This window comes from Gemella bergeri ATCC 700627 (genome assembly GCF_000469465.1).
In the GTDB taxonomy this organism is placed as follows: Bacteria; Bacillota; Bacilli; order Staphylococcales; family Gemellaceae; genus Gemella; species Gemella bergeri.
In genome coordinates this window covers 1-14,909 of the sequence record NZ_KI271844.1, presented here as the reverse complement: position 1 = coordinate 14,909, position 14,909 = coordinate 1, and the positions used below count along the sequence as shown (strand labels likewise).

The window sequence follows — 14,909 nt, the reverse complement described above, 5'->3', positions numbered from 1 at the left end:
ATTAATGAAAAATGATTTAATAAGTGTTATTGTTCCTATATACAATGTAGAGAAATATTTAGAAAAAAGCGTAACTTCAATATTAAATCAAACATATGGTAATTTGGAGATAATATTGGTAGATGACGGTTCAACAGATAACAGCGGAAAAATTTGTGATGATTTTAAGAAAAAAGATAATCGCATAAAGGTGCTACATAAAAAAAATGGTGGGTTATCTGACGCAAGAAATTATGGTTTTTCTCAAGCTAATGGGAAATATATTATATTTATAGATTCAGATGATTATATACATGAAAAAATGATTGAGACTTTATACAATCAGATAATAAATGAAAATGCAGATGTTTCAAGTTGTGGGGTTACTAATGTTTACACCAACAGCAGCAGTCCGCAATGTAAAAACACGGAGTTATATTTTGTATGTGATAAAAAGCAATTTTTAGAAAAATATTTAATAGGTGAACAAATTCCGGGGTCTATTTGTAATAAATTAATGAAAAAAGAAATAGTAAATAATCTAAAATTTCCGGTAGGATTGATATATGAAGATGCCTATTATCATTATGATTTATTAAAAGTAGCCCGAAAATTCGTTATTAATACCAAGCCTTATTATTACTATTACCATAGAGGAGATAGCATAACAACCAAACCATATGCGAAAAAAGATTTAGCATATATAGATATCTACACACGATATTATGATTTTGTTAAAAAAGATTATCCGGACATAGAAGATGTTGGATTTTTCAGATTGTCATACGCATATTTTTTTATTTTAGATAAAATGTTATTAGAATCAAATTATAGTAAGTTTGAAGATTATAAAAAAGTTGTCAACTTTTTAAAAATTAACGCATTAAAAATTACTAATAATAAGATATTTAGAAAAGGGCGAAGAATGGCGACATTAGCATTACTTATTAATGTAAAACTTTACAGAGTGTTGCTATTTAAAAATATTAAGCAATCAAAACAGATATATTAAAGGAGGCTTGACTTTGAGTATAGATAGAAAAAGAATATATTTTCTTTTTACATTATTAAGCACTACAATAACTATTTGTTTAGGTATCAGGTATATTATAAGTAATGAAATATCAATATTATTTTACACACTCCTTTCATTACTATTATGTTGTATACTATGGTGTTTTAATAATATAGAGTATTACATTATACATTTAATATTCTATATTACAATTTTTATTTTTTTAGTGTCAAGGCCAACAATTGATTATTTTAAAACGGGAGCATTGAGCACATATCAAGGGGATGTGTATAAATTTTCATTTTTAGTCGTTATAATATCTATTATAGGATTACACATAGGTAGTATTATTACAACTAAAAGGGTACCGCTACAAAATAAAATGAAAAATAAAAATATGGGATATATAAAAAAGGTTCGTTTAATGGCATTAGTTATTTTTGGATTATCATATCCATTTTATGTATTGAGATTAGTTGAACGATTACTTTTTAGATTAAATACAACATATTATGATTATTACGCCAATTTTAAAAGTGAATTACCATATTTTACTTATATACTATCATCATTTATGTTATATTCTTTATGTATATATTTAGCGACAAAACCAAGAAAACTTTATGCAACATTGGTACTTTTAGCTCTTATTTTTGCCAATGCAATTCATCTGTTGATTGGGACACGTAATCCGTTTATCCTTAGCTTGTTATTTGCTTTTGTATATTATTTCATGCGTAATCAAGGAGAGCGGGGGTTGTGGATAGGCTTCAAAGAAAAATTGATTATTTATATAGGAACACCCGTATTAATGATTATTATGGGAATACTTAATTATGTTCGTGATAATGTAGAGGTAGCAGGTAATAGTTTTTCAGATATATTCCTTGATTTTATATACAAACAAGGAACAAGTTTTGGGGTTTTGGCACATGGCTATCTTTACAACAGTAATTTACCCGTAAGAGAAGTGAGCAGTTATACTTTTGGCCCGATTATAGAATATTTTACTAAGGGAAATATTGGTGTTTTATTCGGGGGTAAGGCGTTTGAACATACTACCAACAGTACAGAGTTGGCATTAAAGAGTAATAGTTATGCACATAATATTTCTTATATAACGTTAAAAGAAAAATACTTGGATGGGCATGGCATTGGAAGTAGTTATATAATGGAGTTATATACTGATTTCGGATTTATAGGAGTTTTTGTATTTAGTATTTTACTGGGAGTATTATTTGTTCTAATAATGAAGATAGCTTATTCAGATAGAATATTATTGTTCGGGATAGGATTATTTATTTTAAATAACTTGTTTTTTATGCCCCGCAGCAGCTTTTCGGAAAGTTTCCTTAATTTATTTACAATGCAGTTTTGGGGGATTATTGCGATAATATTCTTTGGAGCTAAAACGATGACAAAAAAACACAATATACGACACAAGGAGAAGAGAATTAATGTTTGAAAATTATTCAACAGCAGATTTATTTGCTAATATATATAAAAAGAAGATAATAAATATAATAGCCGTAATAGTATTATTTTGTGCTATTGCAATACCGTATACATTAAAAGCTATAAACAGTAAAACAACGGTAAAAGATACAACAAATTATTCAACATATTTAAGTTACAAAATTACATCTCCATTAGAAGAACAACAAAATTCCAATAAAAATAAAGTTGGAGGGTATAGTGATTTTTATGCAAAATTATTAGAATCTAATATAAATGGAGCATTTTTATTTAATGATTTATCATCTGAAGAGATGGCAAAAATTGCTAATGAATTAGATACCGGAGAAACAACCCTTAAAAATTCTAATTTTGATTATTGGGACAAGAAAATAATAGTAAATCCATTGATTAACAATGCAGGGGTATCTGTAAAAGTGTTAACTTCCAGTAAAAATGCTAATGAAATAATTGAGAAAAAATTAGATTTATTGATCGACAAATTTAAAGATACATACTCTGATGTAAAAATTAATAAATTGGATACTATAAATTCTCAAGAATTAGTTGCAGGCGGCAAAAAATCTGTTGCAGTTAATAAAACAAAACTAATAATGCGTTTAGGAATATTAGGGATATTATCAATAATTTTAGTAATAATCGCTAATATAATAGTATATATTTTTAATCCGACAATTAATAGGGCAGGAGATTATAAAAAATATAATATAGGTTTTGTATCAACTATAACTACTATGGATAATTTGAAAAAGATAATTGACTATAAGATAAATAATCAATCATTGGTATTTATTGGAACAAACGCTAAAGTATTAGAAAAATTTAAACATGAATATAAAAAATATTTGTCAGTTGATGTAAAAGTAAGAAGTGTTGATGATGTACAATCTTTAATCGAAGCCGATAATGTACTATTTATAGAAGAGTATGGAGTTACACGATATAAAAATTTTGAAGAAAATTTACAAGTATTGGCTAACTTGGATAAAGATATTTTAGGGGTTATTAACTATAAGTTGTAGCTAATTTTAAAATTTTGTGATAAAATGAGCAGTAAGTAAAAGATAGAGTATTCTATCTTTTTTTATAATAAAAGGTTCATTTTTCAAAAGAATATACAAATAATGAACATAAAGAGAGGATTATTAATGCTAACTTTATCAGAGTTTAATATATTAACACAATTGTTAAATAAAACAACACATACACAACGTATGTTGGCCGAACAGACACGTATGTCTTTAGGGAAAGTAAATATATTGTTAAAAAAATTAAAAGATGAAAATTTAATAACTGAAAATTTAACATTGACGAAAAGCGGTTTGCAGTCATTAGAACCGTTTGCCGTTAATAATGCAATAATACTTGCTGCGGGTATGAGTACTCGTTTTGCTCCACTTTCGTACGAGAAACCTAAAGGTTTGTTAAAAGTAAAAGGAGAGCTACTTATAGAACGCCAAATAGAGCAATTAAAGGCTGTGGGTATTAAAGATATAATACTTGTGGTCGGTTATATGAAAGAAAAGATGTTTTATCTGGAAGAAAAATATGGCGTAAAAATTGTAGTTAATGAAGAATATTATAAGTATAATAACACATCATCATTAATGTTAGTAAAAGATTTATTGGCAAACACTTATATATGTTCTTCTGATAATTATTTTGTTAAAAATCCATTTGAAAGATATGTGTATAGATCTTATTATTCTGCGGTATATGAAGATGGCGAAACTAATGAATATTGCATACAATGTGATAAAAAAGGGAAGATAACAAATGTAGAAATAGGCGGGGAAAATTCATGGACAATGTTGGGACATGTATTTTTCAATAAGAGTTTTAGCGAAAAATTTGTAGATATATTAGAAAAAGAATATCCAAGACAAGTTACTAAGAATGGTTTATGGGAAGATTTATATATACGATATGTTTCTGAATTGGATATGTATATACGGCATTATGACAAAGAACAAATACAAGAATTTGATTCTTTGGACGAATTGAGAGAGTTTGACAGTAATTATTTAAGTAATTCCAACTCGGAAATATTGAAAAATATATGCAATGTTTTGAATTGTAATGAACATGACATAAAAAAAATAGAGCCTATTAAATCCGGTATGACCAATACATCATTTAAATTTTCTGTAGATAATAAAAATTATGTATACAGACACCCCGGAAGAGGAACTGATTCTTATATAAGTAGGGCAAGTGAAGCACAATCAATGCAAGTGGCTAAGTGCTTGGGAATTGACGACACATATATATACATAGATAAAGATAAGGGTTGGAAAATATCATATTTTATAGAAAATGCCAGAACATTGGATTATAACAATAAGAATGATGTGGAAATGGCGTTAAATTACTTGAAAAAATTACATAAGAGTGGATACAAAACAGATTATACATTTGATATTTGGAAGCAGATAGATAATTTCAAGCATATATTAGCTGAAAATAAACGTGATGACTTTGAAGATATGCATATATTGGTAGGCATAGTAGAAAAGTTAAAAAGTGTTTTGAATAATAAAGAAATATGTCTGTGTCATTGTGATAGTTATGACCCTAACTTTTTGATAGATAATGACGAAAAGATGTATCTTATTGATTGGGAGTATTCGGGAATGGCTGATCCTGCTGTTGATTTGGGTACATTTATTGCCTGTTCTAGTTATACTATCGATGAAGCGAAGCAAATAATAAAACAGTATCTTGGAGAGAAATTTAATAAAAATTATGAAAAACATTATTTAGGTTATACGGCAGTTATTTCATTTTATTGGTTTTTATGGGCTTTACATCAGGAAAGTGTGGGAAAAAATGTAGGAAATTATTTATATATATGGTATAAATACGTTAAGTTATACGGAAAAGAAGCCTTATTAACAAATTAAATATAGGAGAGTAATGTTAAAGTGACAAAAAAAATAGAAGAATTAATATATGAAGAAACAGAAAAAAGATTAAAAAAAATGGAAGATCCAACGTATATATTTCCTAGTAGAATTTCTAATATAGATATGATAATTATAATAGGGTTATTGATTACAAGTATGGTGTTAATATATTTATGTGCGATTGGAGTGATAAGTTAATGAAAAGTAATTATATACAAAAAGAAACCATAACGGGGGTTGTACCTGTTTTAGGAAACGAAAGAAAGTATTCATTTATAGATTTGTTCTTATCAACAAGCGGTTTTGCGATTGCAACATGGTGTTATACTCAAGGAGCATATGTAGCTAAATTTTTAAATTTTAAACAAATGCTTATAAATATATTTTGTTTCAATATAGTTTGGGTTTTAATAAGTTGTTTACCGGTATTATTTGCGGTTAGATATGGGATAGACTTATGGATATGGCTTAGGGCGGTTTTAGGAAGAAAAGGCGTAACGGTATTATCTATTGTTATAAGTTTAGCCAATTTCGGCTGGTATGCCGTAGCAGCGAATTTATTTGCTTCTTCCATGGTTAATTTGGCAAACAACTTCGGATTGTCTTTAAATACAAATATTTGGTCGCCCATACTGGGAACTCTTTGCGTGGTGCTTGGGACTATTATAGCCTTGGGAGGCCCTGAAGTTATAAAATGGACAAATAGATTTTTAGTAGTTGCTTTATTAGCAGTAGGTATTATAGTATTTATAATCTGCCTTACTGCTGTTCCGTTTAATGATTTAATAAATGTTAAACCGGCTGAAGAAGCGGGAGTAACCGCACTGCAACGTTTTATGTTATCAGCGGAAGGAAATGTAGCTTTTGCATTTTCTTGGTCTACACAAGCATTAGTTATGCCGAGATTATCCAGAACGGAACGAAGTGGTTATTGGGGAACCGTGCTTTCTTATGGTTTTGTTGCTCCGTTTTTTGTTGCGACAGGTGGGGTTATGGCTTTGGCAATGTTTGTGAAAACAGGTGTTTATGAAAGTGATCCTACTACAATGTTAGCGACATTAACTACTCCTGCATTAGGTTTATTGAGTTTATTATTAGTTGCTTTTGCAAATATAGGAACGCAGGGAACAGGTTCTTATGTAAATTGTATGATTGTAAAAAGCGGGTTGCCTAAAGTGAGTTATAAATTACTTGTTATATTAGCGATGATTTATGTGAGTATTTTAACAATATGGGGAGGAGTAGAGGAATATTTCGGAGCTTTTATTTCATTAGCTGCTTATATACAAGGCCCGATTATCGGAATGATATTGGTAGACTATTTAATTTTAAGAAGAAGAAAATTATCTTTAAAATCGGCTTATAATATGAATGGACATAATTCCTATGAATATACGAACGGTTTTAATATTATAGGATTATTATGTATTATTATTACCTGCTTAGTAGCTATGATATATGTTTATAATCCATATAGCGGAGAAATAAAGAGTAATATTTTTCTTTTTACAACAGGTAGCGGATTCACTGCTATTTTTGGTGGATTATTATATTTTATAGCAAGTATATCTCCATTAAGACAATATATGTTAAAGGATAGAAATGATTTAGATATAATATAAAATATAGATAAATACCTATGAATTATAACATCTTCATAAGTATTTATCTTATTTATTTTTTATATGCTTTAATATTATGACTATACCACTCTTGCATTTCAAGTGAAGGAGGCGTCATATAGTCGCCATAAAGTTGAGAAAGGAATACATCGTAATTTTTTGGGATAGGTAATTGTCTATCTTCAAATTCGGTATATATAATATCAGATAGAGTTCCTGCAGGGAAAATCTCTTTCATACCATCTTTACCTATACCGATACCGCCTTCAAATTTACCGTTTTTAGTAGCTGATTTTTTTATTAATTTATCAATTTTTTTGTAAAAGAATCGTGGGTTAAATAACCTTAATATATACCAACATATAATACGTGCAATATCTTTCATTTTATTATCATTATATGTAGCACGTTCTTTTTTAATATAACATAGTTGTCTAAGTGCGACATACTTATAACTTTTGTCCACAATACTTAAATCGTTAAAGGTATCAATAGGGAATATATCAATAAAAATACTTGTATCATGACGTTTATATTTAACATTATCTTCAATAATTGTTGATGTATCGATAATAGCCGCAAAATTATGGAAATACCAATCAGAGTGATTATAATCTAATACTTTATATCGTGGGTGTTGTTCGTTATCTACAGCTTCAATAAGTCGTTCATAGTCGGCTCTGTAAAGAGAAATGTCAATATCATCGTCCCAAGGTATAAAACCTTTATGACGTATAGCTCCCAATAAAGTACCATAGCTAAGAAAATATTTAATATTATTTTTTTTACAAACATCATCAATAAAATCTAAAATAGCCAGTTGATGAGTTCTTACCTCTTCTTTAGAAAGATAATTCATCTGTTAATCCTCCAATTTATATGCATGAAATTCATGTATATTATATCTTTTTTCTTCCGGTGGAAGTTCCATGTAGTTATTGTAATATTGAGATAATATTATATCATAATTTTTAGGCGCAGGGAGAATAAGATGTTCAAATGGTAATTCAATAAGGTCATCAAAAATATCACTTTTGAATACTTCCTGCTCTTTTTGTTTTGATGGCAGAAAAGCTATATAGTTACCGTTGTTATCAAAATATTTATTTATGTTTTTTTCAATTTTAAAAGCGAAAAAACGCGGGGAAATAGGAAGCAGTATTGCCCAAAAACTGCTACGAATAATGTCTTTTAAGATATTATCTTTATAGATAATATTTTTTCTTTTGCTAAATGAAAGTAACTTAAAACTTTCAAGACGATAGCAAATATCAACAATATTTTTATCGTTAAATGTATCCATAGGGAAAATATCCACAAAAATTCCTGTTTTATACGTTTTGTAATTTCTGGTATCTTCAATCAAGGTGGTAGAATCAAAAACTTTCAAAAAATTGTTATAATATTTATTATCGGTTTTTAGAGAAAGAAGTTTATATTTAGAACTGTCAGTTTCGAATAATTTGATAAATTTCTCATAATTTTCCCGTGTCATTGAAATATCAATATCATCATCCCAAGGTATAAAACCTTTATGGCGTACAGCACCTAAAAGTGTTCCGTAGTTAATAAAATATGTAATATTATTCTTTTTGCAAAAAGAATCAATGTAAGCTAAAATTTCCAATTCAATCTGTTTTACTTCATCAATTTTTAATTTTTTCATAAGAAGTGTCTCCTATTTACTTAAAAGTCTATTTTTAATTTTTATAATATGATTAAGAAATTCAAAGAATATTGCATCTTTTGTTGTTATCAAGCAGGTAATGTAACTAATAACGGATAGAGTAATTACAATAGCAACATTAATAAGAAATTTCAAATTAATTATCATTTCTACAGGGTATATATAATTTACTAAAAAATATATTACTACGAATGATGATGAAAATAACAAGTATTTTATTGTATATTTAAATATATTTCGTAAGCTAATTAAATGTTTGCTTTTTATAAATACAATATACATACTGACTAAAATTACTTCCGACAACATTGTTGTTATTAAATAATATTCCGGAGAAGTTACACTATTTGAAAATAATAAAGTATTAAGACCAAGATTTATTCCTCCTGCAATAACCGTAAAGGAGGTTAATTGTTTTTCAAATCCGTTAACAAAAATAATTTGTGAACCCAGAATAGTTTCTAAAGCTAAAATAATTGTCCTGATGGCAAATAATGATGTGAGCATCCCTCCTCCGAGGTATTTTTCACTACCATATAGTAGTATTGTATGTGGACCTAATAGAGTTGCACCAACACTGATAGGTACTATAAAGAAACTAAATATACGAGCTCCTTTGTTGACAAGATAAGTATAAGATTCTTTATCATTATTCCCGAGATAGTATCCTAAACGTGGGACACTGACTCCGATTGCTCCGGTTATTACTCCGGCAATTACATTAATAATACGTTGTGCCATGGTGTAATAAGTAACGAATAATTCATTACCTAACTTAACTAAGAATAAGCGATCAAGGAATGTAAATAGCATATTTGCATTTGCGAATATAACCATGGCTATCAACGGTAAAAAAAGAGGTTTATACTCATGTAATCGAACCTTTACAAAAGAAACATCTCTTTTTATCCAGAAATAGCTAATAAGTAAGTTTATTGTCGTTGACAGCGTCATTATAAGTGAGTAGATGATTATATCGTGTTCATTTTTTACAAATGCAAAGATAGCTATAAGCATCATTATTCTAATAAATGCAGTTTTATAAAATAAAAAACTATAATTTTCTAATGCTTCATTAATCCATTCTATTGAAAAAATTTGAGCCATTAGTTGAATACTCATTACTAGGTATATTTTTTTTAATACCGGATTATTTTCAAAAAATAGCGGATATGCAAAAAAGTATACAGTATATGTCAATATTGTACAACAAACACATAAATAAAATAATTGTGAGAATATTTTATTTACCTTATTTTTATTATCTTTTATGTTGCTAATTTCTCTTAAACCATAATTATACACACCGAATGTAGCAAAAGGTAGAAAGAAAGAAATAATAGTATCAACAGAGTTGAAATATCCGTAATCTGTTCGATCTAAAATCCGTGCTACATATGTGCCGGTTAAAATAGGAAATATTATATTAAGCACTCTAATTCCCATAAATGCCAGGGCATTGAGTTTTATACTTTTCATACAAAGTAATATCCTTTCAAAAGTTCTGTGACTATTATATCATATTTATAGTAGAAAGTAGAAATTATTGTAAAATTGGTTGAGAATGTTTATAGTAGTTAAAATTTTAAGTATAAGCATTAGAATATAAATGTAAATAATGGGAATTCTAATAAAAATATAATGTTTTATGTTATAATGGTATTAATTAAGTAAAAAATGAGAATATTTAAGGAGAATATATATGATATATGCTGGAATATTAGCGGGCGGGACAGGAACTCGCATGGGCATAAGTAATATGCCTAAACAATTTCTTGATTTAGGGAATAAACCTATTATTATACACACAATAGAAAAATTTGTTCTTGAACCTGAAATTGAACGAATTGTTGTAGGGGTACATGAAGACTGGGTTAGTCATGCGGAGGATTTGATTGATAAATATTTATCTACATTTCGTGAGAAAATAATTATTACCGCAGGAGGTAGTGATAGAAATACGACAATAAAAAAAATAATTGAAGTTATTAATGATTATAAAAAATTAGCAGACGACGATATTGTCATAACGCATGATTCTGTACGCCCGTTTATTACATTACGTATTATAAAAGATAACATCAGATTGGCAAAAGAAAACGAAGCGGTGGATACAGTTGTGGAAGCAGTAGATACGATTGTAGAAAGTACAAACGGAAACTATATTACAACTATCCCCAACAGAGTACATTATTATCAAGGACAAACCCCACAAAGTTTCCGTTGTAAAGATTTTCTATCATTATATGATTCGTTAAGTGCAGAAGAAAAATCGGTACTTACAGATGCTTGTAAAATTTTTGTTATTAAAGGGAAAAAAGTTGCTTTAGCTAAAGGAGAATATTCGAATATTAAAATAACAACGGTAACAGATTTAAAAATAGCTAAAGGTATGTTAGAGGACCAGTAAAATGATTAACCATATATATCAACTAATAAAACCGAAATTTATTAATGTTAAATATCAGGAAGAAGATTTATCCGTCGGAGATAAAGTAATTATTCGCCCGAATTATATGGCTGTGTGCCATGCTGATCAACGTTATTATCAAGGTAAACGTGATCCTAAGATACTTGCCAAGAAGTTGCCGATGGCACTTATTCATGAATGTTGCGGAGAAGTTATTGCAGATCCGACCGGGACATATAAAGTAGGACAACATGTTGTGATGATACCAAATCAACCACCTCGTGCAAGTGATGAAGAAATGTATGAAAATTATATGCCGGGGACCCACTTTTTATCCAGCGGGTTTGACGGTTTTATGCGTGAATTTATTACTTTACCTGCAGATAGAGTAGTACCTTATAACACAGTCGATGATAGTGTCGCTGCAATAACAGAATTTATAAGTGTTGGAATGCACGCTATGGAACGTTTTTTGAAAGATTCTCACAGTAAAAAAGAACGTATTGCGATAATTGGTGACGGTAGTCTTGCGTTTGTTATGGCAAATATTGTAAACTACACATTACCGGAAACGCAAATTATTGTGATAGGAAGACACTGGGAGAAATTAGAGCTATTCTCGTTTGCCAAGGAAACATATTTAACAGATAATATTCCTGCCGATCTTACATTTGATCATGGATTTGAGTGTTGCGGCGGAGATGGTAGCGGCTACGCAATTAATGATATTATTAAATATATTAAACCGCAAGGGAGCCTTGTTTTAATGGGAGTTAGTGAATACCATGTAAGTATAAATACACGTGATATTCTTGAAAAAGGTTTAACCCTAATCGGTTCATCACGTTCCGGACGAAGCGACTTTGAAAAAGCAATAGCAATGCTTGAAGATAAAAAATTTGAACGTCGATTTAAAAATATTATCTACTTAGAACAATCTGTAAAAAGTATCAGTGATATTCATAAAGTATTTGCAAGTGATTTAAACAATGCTTTTAAAACAGTGTTTAAGTGGGAAATATAGTAAATTAAAGTTGTAACTAATTTGTAATAAAAGGTGCATAATTGTAATAAATAAGGGTTCTTAAATATGATATAATATACTGGTAATATATATTTAGAAAAAATTTAGGAAACAGAGAGAAACAATTATGAGAAATAAAAAAATAAAAATAGGATTAGGGGTGCTGACCGTTTTATCAACACCGATAATAGTGAATGAAGTAGTACAAGTTAATGTACAGGCAGGATATAAAGGAGCATATTTTTACGATGGAAGTAAACTTGCAAACTGGTGGTATGATGACGGAAAAGACTGGTATTTCTTTAAGAACGGTAAGAAATTGACCGGTTATGGCAAAGATAATGCCGGCGAACATTATTTTGTAAACGGAAAGTATGCAAATGGGACATATAACGGTAAACGATATGTAAAAGGAAAAGAAGTAAACAACAAAACAACATCGACAAGAGGATATCGAAGCGGAATTTATTATGTTGACGGAAAACCTGCGAACTGGTGGTACGATGACGGAAAAGACTGGTATTTCTTTAAAAACGGTAAGAAATTAACCGGTTATGGCAAAGATAATGCCGGTGAACACTACTTTGCAAACGGAAAGTATGCGAACTGGTGGTACGATGATGGAAAAGACTGGTATTTCTTTAAAAACGGTAAGAAATTAACCGGTTATGGCAAAGATAATGCCGGCGAACACTATTTTGCAAGTGGAAAATATGCAAACTGGTGGTACGATGATGGAAAAGACTGGTATTATTTCAAAGACGGTAAGAAATACACAGGTTATGGAAGAGATAGTGCCGGTGAACATCAATTTTTGAACGGTAAATATGCTCAAAAACTTAATTCTTACTCAGGATACTATAAAGTAAAAGGATTGTATATTCCGGTTTATGATGCTAACGGGAAAATATTATCACATGTATCACAAGGAACAGTCTTATTTAGAGACAGTAGAGCAACTTCAAACGGAAGAATACCGGTACAGGTAGCAGGCTTAACGGGTTATGTAAATCCTTCTCAAGTACAATCTGTAAATGAAAATACAACATTTATTCCTGATTATGTAAGTGATGGTAAATATGTATATCACCGTTATTCAAAATATAGTAAAGTAAAAGTCGCATACCATAATCCGAATATGGTAGTAGGTAAAGCTTATTATTCAGCAGACGGTGTTAATTTCGGAACATTTAAACTTCAGCATCCGTTTCAATTTAATAATTTAAAATCAAAAACAAATTATTCGGCAGCAGACCTTAATCGCCTTTATAATTTAATGGGAGCGAGCAATAGTATGTTGGCTGGAAGAGGTGCAACATTCAAAGAAGCTGAAAGAAGATATGGAGTTAATGCACTTTATTTAGTGGCGCATAGTGCTTTAGAAAGTGCTTGGGGTAAAAGTAATATAGCGAAAAGAAAAAATAATTTCTTCGGTATTGCCGCTTACGATTCAAATCCGTTCAATTCAGCTAAACGTTTTGATAATGTTGATGCCGGTATATTGGGGGCTGCACGTTGGATTAGTGAGAAATATCTAACTAATGGCAGATACCCTGCACATGGTGCATATTTAGGAAATAAAGCCGGCGGTATGAATGTAAACTATGCAACAGCACCGTATTGGGGCGAATCAATCGCAAGTATAATGTTTGAAGCTAATGAACGTTTAGGAAGAAAAGATAAATAAAAAAGTAGGAGCCGGGCAGATAAGTTGCCTTGCTCCCTTACTTTTGGCAAGGAGACTATATGTTAGTATCAGTGGTAATAAGTGCATATAACGAAGAAAATTATTTGCCGGGACTAATAGAAGATTTAAAGCAACAAACGTACGAAAAAAAGAATATAGAGATTGTTTTTATTAATGCAATGTCTACAGATAATACAGTAAAAATTTTAGAAGAATTTAGAAATAACAACACTGAATTTAAGAATATAAAGATTATAGATAATCCGAAAAAAGTTCAACCGTGTGGTTTTAATCTGGGAGTAAAACATTCGGTTGGAGATGTTATTCTCAAAATTGATGCTCATTCTAAAATAACAAAAGATTTTATTGAAAACAATGTAGCTATTATAAAAACAGGAGAATACATATGTGGAGGAAGACGCCCCACTATTGTTGAAGCAAAGGATAATTTTTCTAAAACTCTTCATCTTGTAGAAGAAAATATGTTTGGAAGCAGTATAGCTAATTATCGTAAAAGTTATAGTGATGCTTATGTAAATTCTATTTTTCACGGTATGTATAAAAGAGAAGTATTTGATAAAGTCGGGTTGATGGATGAACGGCTGATTAGAACAGAAGATAACGAATTGCATTATCGTTTAAGGAAATACGGGTATAAAATTCGATATAGCAATAAAATTTTATCATACCAATACATGAGACCTACATTAAAAAAAATGATAAGACAAAAATATATGAACGGTTATTGGATAGGCTTAACAAGTCATGTCGTGCCTAAATGTTTATCAATATTTCACTTTGTACCGTTTGTATTTGTAGTAGCAATTATCGTGAGTTTATTAGTTTTGCCTTGGACATGGTTGTTATTGGAGTTATTAATGGGTGTGTATTTATTTTTTACGATAATAATAACCGTTGCGACTATATTAACAAATAAATTTAATTTAACATTGTTGTTAATGCCAATTATTTTATTTTTAGTACATATTTCTTATGGATTGGGAACTTTAGTAGGTTTAGTAAAAGGTTTTTCTTGGAAGAAAGTTTATTTTAAAAAATAATTTTAAGAACTGTTTTGGATCTACAAAATATAGGACTGATAG

General features: G+C 29.5%; 13 protein-coding genes. 10 read left to right on the top strand and 3 right to left on the bottom strand.

Going from position 1 to position 14,909, the window contains the following annotated elements; all coding sequences use genetic code 11:
- The first annotated feature begins 4 nt into the window (after positions 1-4).
- From HMPREF1983_RS04305 to HMPREF1983_RS04280, 6 genes are all read left to right on the top strand, one after another.
- Complete coding sequence (locus HMPREF1983_RS04305; protein ID WP_021753079.1) at positions 5-991, top strand: glycosyltransferase family 2 protein; 987 nt, start codon at positions 5-7, stop codon at positions 989-991.
- A gap of 7 nt (positions 992-998) precedes the next feature.
- On the top strand, positions 999-2,459 hold the full coding sequence (locus HMPREF1983_RS04300; protein WP_342663631.1) for an O-antigen polysaccharide polymerase Wzy family protein: 1,461 nt from the start codon (positions 999-1,001) through the stop codon (positions 2,457-2,459).
- A complete protein-coding gene (gene tarQ / locus HMPREF1983_RS04295) occupies positions 2,452-3,492 on the top strand; it encodes a teichoic acid biosynthesis protein TarQ (protein ID WP_021753077.1) in 1,041 nt (346 codons plus the stop codon). The genes HMPREF1983_RS04300 and tarQ overlap by 8 nt, the downstream gene beginning before the upstream one ends.
- Positions 3,493-3,618: 126 nt before the next feature.
- Complete coding sequence (locus HMPREF1983_RS04290) at positions 3,619-5,373, top strand: phosphotransferase (RefSeq protein WP_040460990.1); 1,755 nt, start codon at positions 3,619-3,621, stop codon at positions 5,371-5,373.
- Positions 5,374-5,394: 21 nt separating this feature from the next.
- Positions 5,395-5,574 (top strand): hypothetical protein, encoded by a 180-nt coding sequence (locus HMPREF1983_RS04285; RefSeq protein ID WP_021753075.1) that lies wholly within the window; start codon positions 5,395-5,397, stop codon positions 5,572-5,574.
- Positions 5,574-6,998, top strand: a complete 1,425-nt coding sequence (locus HMPREF1983_RS04280) for a cytosine permease (protein WP_021753074.1) — start codon at positions 5,574-5,576, stop codon at positions 6,996-6,998. The genes HMPREF1983_RS04285 and HMPREF1983_RS04280 overlap by 1 nt, the downstream gene beginning before the upstream one ends.
- A 52-nt stretch (positions 6,999-7,050) precedes the next feature.
- On the opposite strand, the gene HMPREF1983_RS04275 is transcribed toward HMPREF1983_RS04280, so the two are convergent.
- The 3 genes from HMPREF1983_RS04275 to HMPREF1983_RS04265 are packed head-to-tail and all read right to left on the bottom strand — an operon-like array spanning position 7,051 to position 10,164.
- Positions 7,051-7,857 (bottom strand): LicD family protein, encoded by an 807-nt coding sequence (locus HMPREF1983_RS04275; protein WP_021753073.1) that lies wholly within the window; start codon positions 7,855-7,857, stop codon positions 7,051-7,053.
- A 3-nt stretch (positions 7,858-7,860) separates the two neighbouring features.
- On the bottom strand, positions 7,861-8,664 hold the full coding sequence (locus tag HMPREF1983_RS04270) for a LicD family protein (RefSeq protein WP_021753072.1): 804 nt from the start codon (positions 8,662-8,664) through the stop codon (positions 7,861-7,863).
- A 12-nt stretch (positions 8,665-8,676) separates the two neighbouring features.
- The gene (locus HMPREF1983_RS04265; protein WP_021753071.1) at positions 8,677-10,164 is read right to left on the bottom strand and encodes an oligosaccharide flippase family protein; all 1,488 of its coding nucleotides are present in this window, start codon (positions 10,162-10,164) and stop codon (positions 8,677-8,679) included.
- 223 nt (positions 10,165-10,387) lie between these two features.
- Between HMPREF1983_RS04265 and HMPREF1983_RS04260 the strand changes: the two genes are divergently transcribed.
- The 4 genes from HMPREF1983_RS04260 (at position 10,388) to HMPREF1983_RS04245 (ending at position 14,867) form a co-directional block, all read left to right on the top strand.
- Positions 10,388-11,095: an IspD/TarI family cytidylyltransferase gene (locus HMPREF1983_RS04260; RefSeq protein WP_021753070.1), complete on the top strand. Its 708-nt coding sequence runs from the start codon at positions 10,388-10,390 to the stop codon at positions 11,093-11,095.
- A gap of 1 nt (position 11,096) precedes the next feature.
- Complete coding sequence (locus HMPREF1983_RS04255; RefSeq protein ID WP_021753069.1) at positions 11,097-12,119, top strand: ribitol-5-phosphate dehydrogenase; 1,023 nt, start codon at positions 11,097-11,099, stop codon at positions 12,117-12,119.
- A gap of 127 nt (positions 12,120-12,246) precedes the next feature.
- On the top strand, positions 12,247-13,806 hold the full coding sequence (locus HMPREF1983_RS04250) for an N-acetylglucosaminidase (protein ID WP_021753068.1): 1,560 nt from the start codon (positions 12,247-12,249) through the stop codon (positions 13,804-13,806).
- Between the two features lie 59 nt (positions 13,807-13,865).
- Positions 13,866-14,867 (top strand): glycosyltransferase family 2 protein, encoded by a 1,002-nt coding sequence (locus HMPREF1983_RS04245; RefSeq protein ID WP_021753067.1) that lies wholly within the window; start codon positions 13,866-13,868, stop codon positions 14,865-14,867.
- Positions 14,868-14,909 lie beyond the last annotated feature (42 nt).

Coding starts and splice junctions, on each gene's coding strand:
- HMPREF1983_RS04305 (WP_021753079.1), top strand. CDS start 5: ATGAAAAATGATTTAATAAGTGTTATTGTTCCTATATACAATGTAGAG.
- HMPREF1983_RS04280 (WP_021753074.1), top strand. CDS start 5,574: ATGAAAAGTAATTATATACAAAAAGAAACCATAACGGGGGTTGTACCT.
- HMPREF1983_RS04270 (WP_021753072.1), bottom strand. CDS start 8,664: ATGAAAAAATTAAAAATTGATGAAGTAAAACAGATTGAATTGGAAATT.
- HMPREF1983_RS04275 (WP_021753073.1), bottom strand. CDS start 7,857: ATGAATTATCTTTCTAAAGAAGAGGTAAGAACTCATCAACTGGCTATT.
- HMPREF1983_RS04255 (WP_021753069.1), top strand. CDS start 11,097: ATGATTAACCATATATATCAACTAATAAAACCGAAATTTATTAATGTT.
- HMPREF1983_RS04250 (WP_021753068.1), top strand. CDS start 12,247: ATGAGAAATAAAAAAATAAAAATAGGATTAGGGGTGCTGACCGTTTTA.
- HMPREF1983_RS04245 (WP_021753067.1), top strand. CDS start 13,866: ATGTTAGTATCAGTGGTAATAAGTGCATATAACGAAGAAAATTATTTG.
- tarQ (WP_021753077.1), top strand. CDS start 2,452: ATGTTTGAAAATTATTCAACAGCAGATTTATTTGCTAATATATATAAA.
- HMPREF1983_RS04265 (WP_021753071.1), bottom strand. CDS start 10,164: ATGAAAAGTATAAAACTCAATGCCCTGGCATTTATGGGAATTAGAGTG.
- HMPREF1983_RS04260 (WP_021753070.1), top strand. CDS start 10,388: ATGATATATGCTGGAATATTAGCGGGCGGGACAGGAACTCGCATGGGC.
- HMPREF1983_RS04290 (WP_040460990.1), top strand. CDS start 3,619: ATGCTAACTTTATCAGAGTTTAATATATTAACACAATTGTTAAATAAA.